General features: G+C 60.3%; 11 protein-coding genes. 6 read left to right on the top strand and 5 right to left on the bottom strand.

What is annotated here, in order from left to right; translation table 11 throughout:
- Positions 1-1,146, top strand: a 1,146-nt coding sequence (locus ABJF10_RS26650) for a GntR family transcriptional regulator (protein WP_348547665.1), incomplete at its 5' end; no start/stop codon positions are given.
- Between the two features lie 214 nt (positions 1,147-1,360).
- Here the strand turns inward: ABJF10_RS26650 and ABJF10_RS26645 are convergent.
- Both ABJF10_RS26645 and ABJF10_RS26640 read right to left on the bottom strand, forming a co-directional pair.
- Positions 1,361-1,834, bottom strand: a complete 474-nt coding sequence (locus tag ABJF10_RS26645) for a GNAT family N-acetyltransferase (RefSeq protein WP_348547664.1) — start codon at positions 1,832-1,834, stop codon at positions 1,361-1,363.
- A 24-nt stretch (positions 1,835-1,858) separates the two neighbouring features.
- Complete coding sequence (locus ABJF10_RS26640; protein WP_348547663.1) at positions 1,859-2,272, bottom strand: hypothetical protein; 414 nt, start codon at positions 2,270-2,272, stop codon at positions 1,859-1,861.
- A gap of 69 nt (positions 2,273-2,341) precedes the next feature.
- On the opposite strand from ABJF10_RS26640, the gene ABJF10_RS26635 reads away from it, so the two are divergent.
- Both ABJF10_RS26635 and ABJF10_RS26630 read left to right on the top strand, forming a co-directional pair.
- Positions 2,342-2,632, top strand: a complete 291-nt coding sequence (locus ABJF10_RS26635; protein ID WP_348547662.1) for an SWIB/MDM2 domain-containing protein — start codon at positions 2,342-2,344, stop codon at positions 2,630-2,632.
- 231 nt (positions 2,633-2,863) lie between these two features.
- A complete protein-coding gene (locus ABJF10_RS26630) occupies positions 2,864-3,124 on the top strand; it encodes a hypothetical protein (protein ID WP_348547661.1) in 261 nt (86 codons plus the stop codon).
- 6 nt (positions 3,125-3,130) lie between these two features.
- Here ABJF10_RS26630 and tadA read toward each other — a convergent pair whose 3' ends face one another.
- Positions 3,131-3,601, bottom strand: a complete 471-nt coding sequence (gene tadA, locus ABJF10_RS26625) for a tRNA adenosine(34) deaminase TadA (RefSeq protein ID WP_348547660.1) — start codon at positions 3,599-3,601, stop codon at positions 3,131-3,133.
- Between the two features lie 116 nt (positions 3,602-3,717).
- On the opposite strand from tadA, the gene rplS reads away from it, so the two are divergent.
- From rplS to ABJF10_RS26610, 3 genes are read left to right on the top strand one after another with little or no spacing between them, the layout of a single operon-like run.
- Positions 3,718-4,080: a 50S ribosomal protein L19 gene (gene rplS / locus ABJF10_RS26620; protein WP_348547659.1), complete on the top strand. Its 363-nt coding sequence runs from the start codon at positions 3,718-3,720 to the stop codon at positions 4,078-4,080.
- 24 nt (positions 4,081-4,104) lie between these two features.
- The gene (locus ABJF10_RS26615; RefSeq protein ID WP_348547658.1) at positions 4,105-4,725 is read left to right on the top strand and encodes a ribonuclease HII; all 621 of its coding nucleotides are present in this window, start codon (positions 4,105-4,107) and stop codon (positions 4,723-4,725) included.
- On the top strand, positions 4,658-5,119 hold the full coding sequence (locus ABJF10_RS26610; protein ID WP_348547657.1) for a YraN family protein: 462 nt from the start codon (positions 4,658-4,660) through the stop codon (positions 5,117-5,119). Before ABJF10_RS26615 ends, ABJF10_RS26610 begins: the two co-directional genes overlap by 68 nt.
- 62 nt (positions 5,120-5,181) lie before the next feature.
- Here ABJF10_RS26610 and ABJF10_RS26605 read toward each other — a convergent pair whose 3' ends face one another.
- Both ABJF10_RS26605 and ABJF10_RS26600 read right to left on the bottom strand, forming a co-directional pair.
- Positions 5,182-5,787 (bottom strand): hypothetical protein, encoded by a 606-nt coding sequence (locus tag ABJF10_RS26605; protein ID WP_348547656.1) that lies wholly within the window; start codon positions 5,785-5,787, stop codon positions 5,182-5,184.
- Positions 5,788-5,940: 153 nt separating this feature from the next.
- On the bottom strand, positions 5,941-8,284 hold a 2,344-nt coding region (locus ABJF10_RS26600), incomplete at its 5' end, for an SEC-C metal-binding domain-containing protein (RefSeq protein ID WP_348547655.1).

Genomic DNA, 8,284 nt, shown 5'->3' with positions numbered 1-8,284 from the left:
TATCGACCTGCCAATACCGAAGTGGCCGCCGCCATGCCCACGGAACCCAAACACCGCCTCATTTCACGTCAACTCCTCGCCGACATTTCAGCGGGCAAATACGGCGCGACTAATCGTCTGCCGAGCGAGGCACAGTTAGTAAAAGCATTCCACGTATCGCGACCGACCGTGGCACGTGCCCTGCAGGATTTGCAAGCGGACGGACTCATCGAACGGCGCGCCGGTTCCGGTACTTATATCCGGGCTTCCGCCGGGATGCCATCCGTGGCCCGCCAACTCGCCTTGCTGATTCCCGGCTTGGGCAGCACGGAGATATTTGAACTGATCGCCGGTGAACTGGCGAGCCTCGCGCGCGTTCATGAATACAGCCTCCTCTGGGGCGGCTCCGCGGCTCCGCGACCGGATGGAGATTTGAGCCTGGAGCATGCCGCGGAACTCTGCGAGCAGTTCATCACCCGCCGGGTCAGCGGGGTGTTTTTTGCGCCCTTCGAATTGACGAGAGAGCGGGAGGGGGTGAGCCGGCGGCTCGGCGAAACCTTGCGCCAGGCGGGTATCCCGGTGGTGTTATTGGACAGGGACGTGCTGCCTTTTCCGAACCGCAGCGACTTCGATCTCGTGGGTGTCGATAATATCGCGGGCGGCTATTTGCTGGCCGAACATCTCATCAAGCTGGGATGCAAGCGCCTGGCTTTTGTGGCGCGTCCGCATTCTGCACCGACCGTCGAGGCGCGCATTGCCGGCGCTCGCGAGGCGCTCGTGCGTCATCACTGCGAGGTTCCCCGGAACTGGGTGCACAGCGGAGATCCGGAGGACGCGCGATTTGTCCGCAGCCTGATTGCCGGCCGCCAATGGGACGCTTTCGTGTGCGCCAACGATCATACCGCCGCCGTGTTGCTGCGCTCGCTCGAGCAGGCGAAGTGCAAAGTCCCGCGGGATGTGCGGGTCGTCGGTTTTGACGACGTCAAATACGCGACCCTCCTGGGCGTGACGCTGACGACGATTCACCAACCTTGCCGCGACATCGCCGTCACCGCATTTCGAGCCATGCTGGAGCGGATCGCCGAGCCCACGCTGCCCGCGCGCAGCATGCTGCTGAGCGCGCGTCTCGTGGTGCGGGAATCGTGCGGGGCTTATCTTCCACGCTAGCTGCCGTTGAAAGCAGGCGACGATGCCTAGCGAGTTCCGCGGTCCAGAAACGAGCCGAGAAAGAACGATTGATCTTCGGAATCCATATCGCTGTGGTACCATTTGGATTCCTTCTTACGCCACGGCTTTTCTTCCTCGTGAGCGCAGCTCGAAAGCAGATTTGCGGCAGCGAAGGCGATGGCCAGGACCAAGATTTTCAGTGGGGATGGAAGGTTCACAATTGGATGCCAAAGTGGATTTGTCGTCCGATTTCGACAAAGCCGCAAGCGGGGTAAAGGTGTTCGCCCACTTCATTGCCGGCCATGGTCTCGATCATGGCGTAAGCCATGCCTTCCCGGCGAAGATAGTCCAGTGCATATTGCAGGAGGCGGCGGCCCAAACCCTGTCCCCGGGCGCCGGCCGCAATGGCCAGGTTCGGGATACGTGCTTTGCCGGAAGGTCGGTCCAGTTGCGTGGTGATGTAGCCCACGATCTCGCTTTCGGCTTCGGCCACAAAGGCGCCGGTCGGGTTGGAGCTTAGGTCTTCCTCGATGTGTCTGGCCTTCCTCCAACGCCAGTCGTGGCCGTTCAGAATGCCAAACTTGCTTTCGACAATCTGGTCGAATGAGACGCCATCAAATGAATCGACAGTGATGCGTCGCAAGACTTCCAAGTCGCCCGCTTGATACGGGCGAATGACGATATTCATTGCTGATTCGCTCAGCGCGCGCTTTTACTTGGCTTTCTTGACTTTAGCCCAGCGGCGCTTCACTGCGGCGACGATGCGCGCGCGAGCCTCGGGGCTCAAGTTGCGTTTGCCTTTTTTGCGCTTGCCGGCCTTGGGAGCTGCCGCCGGCGCCGCCGCTGCTGTCGTCCCTTTCACCTTCGCCCACCTGGCCTTCTGGGCGGCGGCAATGCGCGCCCGACCTTCCGCTGACAAGCCGCGCTTTTTCCGGCCGGTTTTGACAGCTACCGCAGCCACTTTTGCGGGGGCCGATACTTTTACACTCGCGCCGAGAATCGAGGCCAGTTCCGATTCCAGTTTTTGGATCTGTTCGGAAATGGTGATGGCTCGTTTGAGTTGGTCAATCGATGGGGTTGTGGACATAGATGGAAAACTACTGATGGAATAATGGCCGTCAGTCAATTGTATAACTTAACGCAATTGTCGTAATCAGGGATTGCGCTCTCGAGGGCGAATCATATTATCCGCCCCATGCCTACCAAAAAAGCTCCCGCTAAGAAAGCTCCCGCTCGTAAAGCTAACGCCGCCTTCCTCAAGCCCGTTCAACCGGATGAGGTCCTCGCCAAAGTCGTTGGTTCCAAGCCCCTGCCCAGAACCGATCTGACCAAGAAGCTTTGGGACTACATCAAGAAGAACAAGCTCCAGGACGCGAAGAAGCGCACCCAGATCAACGCCGATGACGCGTTGAAGGCTGTCTTCAATGGCAAGAAGAGCGTGAGCATGTTCGAGATGACCAAGCTCGTCTCCGGACACGTCAAGTAAGTAAATATCTCAGGTCAGCAAGATCCCCAACCATCCATGGACCGATTATCGGGATGTGGAATTGGTTGGGGATCGCTGGCTTTGATCGGTGTAGGACTTGCCTGGGGCAAGCGCCGAGGCGGTTTGAATGAGTGCGTGTGGTCCTTGATCTTGGGATCTTCGGCGACGTTTTTCCCCCGTCGCCTTTTTAAGAAATTGCCGCATCGCGGATAGCGTCTGCGATCATTTGCGATGGCCGATTTGACCAACCCCAAGGTGATCAAGCTCAAGGGGGCCTTGTTTCTGGTTGCTGGAGTGCTCTCGGCGACGTTGTTGCTAGTTGACGCGCCGACCATCCGCACGGCCGCGCTCCTGGCGATTGCGATCTGGAGCTTCTGCCGATTTTACTATTTCGCGTTTTACGTCATCGAGCACTACGTCGATCCGAGCTTTCGCTTTGCCGGTTTGGGGGCGTTCCTGCGTTATTGGTGGAAGTCGCGAAAGAAAGGTTGAGACGTCTCAAGTCCGCCGCTCGCGGAAGAAGGCCTGGAGCATGGCGGCGCATTCGTCCTGCCGGACACCAGCCGTGATTTCGCAGGAGTGGTTGAGCCGCGGATGCTGGAGGAGCTGGAGGAGGCTGCCACCGGCGCCGTCCTTTGGTGAAGGGCAGCCGAAGATGACACGTTTCATCCGCACATGGACGAGGGCTCCCGCGCACATCGGGCAGGGCTCCTTGGTCACGTAGAGATCGCATTCCGTGAGCCGCCAATCGCCGAGAACACTCTCTGCCTGGGTGATGGCCAGCATCTCGGCGTGGGCCGTGGCGTCCTTCAAGACCTCGACCTGGTTGCAGGCCCGGGCGATGATCTGACCCTGATGCACGATGATGGCGCCGATGGGCACTTCCTCCTGTTCCCAGGCGCGCCGGGCCTGCCGCAAGGCCTCGCCCATGAAGTAGGTGTCGCTGTGGAGATCGATGATGTCGTCCATAGAGTGGAGGCGGTCGGAAGCAGAAGGTGAAGAAGGCGTGAAAATTGGGTTGCGCTGCGCCGGAATCAAGCTATTACTCCCGTCCCTTTTTCACCATCCATACTGGAGCCAACGCCATGCCCACCATCATCGACAAAATCAATCAGGAGCAACTCAAGAAAGACCCCGCGAAGTTCAACGTGGGCGACAGCGTGCGCGTCCACACCATCGTCAAGGAAGGCGACAAGGAGCGGGTGCAGATCTTTGCCGGCATCGTGATCGGCCGCAAGGGCCGGGACATCAACCAGACTTTCACTGTCCGCCGCATCAGCTACGGCGAAGGTGTGGAGCGCGTTTTCCCCGTGCACTCGCCCCGTATCGCGAAGGTGGAAGTAGAGACCGCCGGCACCGCCCGCCGGGCGAAGCTGAACTACCTGCGCAAGCGCACCGGTAAGGCGGCGATGGCCGTCCGCGAGAAGGCTGTGACGACCGCGGCCTAAGCGCCCTATCCTGTTTCCGCCGCGATGCCTTGCGGCCTGCGCCACGAACGCAAACTGCGTGCGAGCGGCTGTGTACTCATCGCGGGTATCGATGAAGCTGGGCGAGGACCGTTGGCTGGTCCGGTCGTCGCTGCGGCGGTGATTCTGCCGGAGCGTTTCCGCCACGCGTTGCTGGACGATTCGAAGAAGCTTTCCGCCGAGCGGCGTGAGGGGATCTATGCGGAACTCACCGCTCATTCGGGAGTCTGCTGGGCGGTGAGCGTCGTCGAGCATGAGGAGATCGACCGGATCAATATCCTGCGGGCCACGCACGAGGCGATGCGCCGCGCGGTGTCGGCGCTGGCCACGGCGCCGGACCACGTTTTGATCGATGGCCTGCCCGTGCGCCCGTTTCCCCTTCCACAGACGGCGCTGGTCGGGGGCGACGCCTTGAGTTTCAGCATCGCGGCGGCGAGCGTCATCGCGAAAGTCACCCGGGATCGCATCATGGTGGAAATGGACCAACGGCACCCCGGCTACGAATTTGCGCAGCATAAAGGCTATGGCACCGAGCTGCATCTCGCTAAACTCAAGCAGCATGGGCCTTGTCCGATTCATCGCCGATCTTTTCTCCCTGTCCGGCAGGCGGAGTTTCCGTTCGCCTGACGAAGGAGAGGATCCTGACCAGTGGCTCGGCCGGGAAGGGGAGCGGCTTGCGGCGCGCTATCTCCGGCGCCATGGCTACAAAGTATTGTATCGCAACTTCCGGGCGCCGCACGGCGGGGAAGTGGATGTGGTCTGCCGCGACAAGACGTGCGATACGCTGGTCTTCGTCGAGGTCAAGACGCGGCGCAGCCTCGCCTTTGGCACGCCGGGCGAAGCGGTGACCCGGGAGAAGCAGAAGCTCATCGCCCGCGGCGCGCTGGCCGGGCTCGAACTGCTCGGCAATCCCGAAATCATCTTCCGCTTCGATATCGTCGAGATCCTCTTCGAGGAAGACACGCCGTCGTTTCACATCATCAAGGACGCCTTCAAGCTGCCCGAGCCGTACATCTACTGAAAAGGGGATGCCAGCGGAGCCGGCATCCCCAAGGGAAGCTTTGCTAGTTGAGACGGCTGGCTTTACGCGGCGAGCTTGTAGGTGGCGGGCGCGACCTTCTTGATCTTGGCGTTCTTCTTGCCCGTGGTGGCGAACCACACGGCGACGTTGCGGTAGTTGCTGCCGACCTGATCCGAAAGATCCTTGATTGTGACCCCGCTGCTGCCCGCACCGCTCAACGCGGTCAGGATGTTTTCCGACAAGGCGCCGCGCTTCGCTTTGGCCGGCTTGCGGCCTTTGGCTTTCACTTTAGTGGCCTTGGTGGGAGCTGGCGCCGGCTTGTGGCCGTTGCCGTTCAAGCGGTAATGGCCTCCAGCGACCTTGATGATGCTCGGCATCCGTTTCGAGGTGGCGTGAAACCAGGCGTGCAGATTCGCGGCCTTGGTGCCGAGGCTCTCCGCCAGTTCGGTGACCCGCACGCCGGCGTGACCGGCGGTCTCGAGGGCGGACAGGATCTGGGCTTTCAGTGCGCCGCGCTGCGTGCGGCCCTTCGCCACCACTTTGCGAACGGCTTTGGCAATTGTCGAAGATGCCTGGTCGAAGATTTGATCACGGGTGGCCGTAATCTGCTGATGAATCTCGTCGATCTGTTGTTGCAGGGCCGCGCGCTTTTCTTCGAGCGCGAGCAAAGACTTAAGATGGACGGTACGAGGAGAGGTGTTGGACATTGCTATTCATTAGTCCATCAACTAATACATGCAAGGGGAAATAATACGAGAGCGTAACAATCACGCCGGCTGACTTCTAACTCGGTCAGTTACCTCGGGAGTTACTGCGTATTATTACGCTGTCCGCCCGCAGCAGTTCTTGTATTTCTTGCCGCTGCCGCAGGGGCAGGGGTCGTTGCGTCCCACTTTGCTCGCTTCGCGCACCGGCGCACGTTTGGCGGTGAGTGCTTCGTCCATCGAAGGTTCGGAAGAGCCATTGGGCTCCAAGGCTCGCGTGGCGGACGTGGGAGGATTTTGCCGGACTCCCGCGGGCCGCTCCGCTCCTGCGGGCTGCGATTGCTGCGCGCCGGTCTCGTCGGAGCTGATGAGAAACTGCGGCAGATTTTGCAGGAACTCGCCGAAGGCTTCCAGGTTGGCTGTCGAACGGAAGAGATTCTGCACGATCTCGGTTTTGATGTTGCCCATCAATTCCGTGAACATGTCATAGGCTTCGGTCTTGTATTCCACGAGCGGATCCTTCTGTCCGTAGGCACGTAGATATACGGCCTCGCGCAACGCATCGGTGGCGTAGAGGTGTTCCTGCCAGAGCCGGTCCACCGCATTGAGGATAATATTCCGTTCGAGATAGCGGACTGCTTCCGGTGGTTCGTGCGAGCACTTCAGCTCGTAAGTCTTCTTGATCCGATCGACGAGATACTGGCCGATCTCGGTCGGCGTTTTCTTGTCCAGGGCCGCCGCTTCGGCGGTGAGCCCCATCGGGAAGGTCGTGTTCACCCAGTGGAGCAAGCCGCTCGGGTTATGGTCCTCGCCGTCTTCGGGCAGGAAGAGCAGGACCTTAGCGGGGATCGCTTCCTCCACGACCTCATAGAGCAGCGGGCGCGGTTCCTCGGAATTGATGGCGTCGTTGCGGAAGGCGTAGACGACCTCGCGCTGCTTGTTCATGACGTCGTCGAAATCCAGTGACCGCTTGCGGATCATGTAATTGCGCTGCTCGACGCGCTTTTGCGCGGTCTCGACAGATTTGTTGAGCCAGGGATGCTCCAACTCCTGGCCCTCTTCGAGGCCAAAGCGTTCCATCATCTTCGTCATGCGATCGGCCGCGCCGAAGTTGCGCATGAGGTCATCCTCAAAGCTGACATAGAAGCGTGACAAGCCGGGATCTCCCTGGCGTGCGCAACGGCCGCGCAACTGGCGATCGATACGACGTGATTCGTGCCGCTCCGTGCCGATGACATACAACCCGCCGACCTCAGTCACGCCGGGGCCGAGCTTAATGTCCGTGCCGCGACCGGCCATGTTGGTCGAGATGGTCACGCTGCCCGGCTGGCCGGCGCGCGAGATGATCTCGGCCTCTTGCATGTGATACTTCGCATTCAGCACCGCGTGCGGCACTTTCTCGCGCTTGAGCATGCGGCTCAGCACTTCGCTGGCTTCCACGCTCACCGTGCCCACGAGCACCGGCTGCTGCCGGGCATGTGCATTGACGATTTCCTTCACCACCGAGTTGAATTTCTCGCGGCGCGTCTTGTAGATGAAATCGTTCATGTCCTTGCGGATGCAAGGCTGGTTCGTCGGGATGACGGCGACATCGAGCTTGTAGACGTCGCTGAATTCATTCGCCTCGGTCTCCGCGGTGCCGGTCATGCCCGCGAGCTTGTAGTAGAGGCGGAAGTAATTCTGGATGGTGATCGTCGCGAGGGTCTGCGTCTCGCGTTCGATGTTCACGTTTTCCTTGGCCTCGACCGCGCCGTGCAGGCCATCGCTCCAGCGGCGCCCCGTCATCTTGCGGCCGGTGAATTCGTCGACGATCACGACCTTGCCTTCCTCGACGACGTACTGCACGTCCTTCTCGAACAGGCAGTAGGCGCGCAGGAGTTGCGAGATATTGTGAATGCGCTCGCTCTGGTGATCGCAATAAGCCTGCCGCTTTTGCTTTTCCTCCAGCTTTTGTGCGTCGGTCAGGCCGGGCGTCTGGTCGATCTCCGCAAATTGCGTGATCAAGTCCGGGAGCACGAACGTATCGGGGTCGTCCGGGTTCATGAACAAGCGGCCTTCCTCACTGAGGTCGGCCTCGTGGGCCCGCTCGTCCATGGTGAAGAGGAGTTCTTCCTTGAGCGCGAAGAATTCTTCCTTGCGCGTGTCGCCATAGAAAGAAAGTTCCATCTTGTCGATGGCCCGGCGCCGCTCGTGGTCCTCCTGCATGCGCAGGAAGCCTTTGTTGCGCGGCTGGCCGAGTTTGACCTTCACCATCAGCCGGGCGGCTTCCTCGTTCTTGCCCGCCTTGAAAAGCTCCTCGGCATCGGAGACGAGGCGATTGCAGAGCATGGTCTGCTTCTTGACGAGTTGCTCGACGAGCGGCTTGAACTTGTCGAACTGGTGCGTGGAAACCGTGGCCGGGCCGCTGATGATGAGCGGCGTGCGCGCCTCGTCGATGAGGATCGAGTCGACTTCGTCGACG

Source organism: Chthoniobacter sp., from assembly GCF_040003245.1.
Classification (GTDB): Bacteria; Verrucomicrobiota; Verrucomicrobiia; order Chthoniobacterales; family Chthoniobacteraceae; genus Chthoniobacter.
This window is presented reverse-complemented; position numbering and strand designations above follow the sequence as displayed.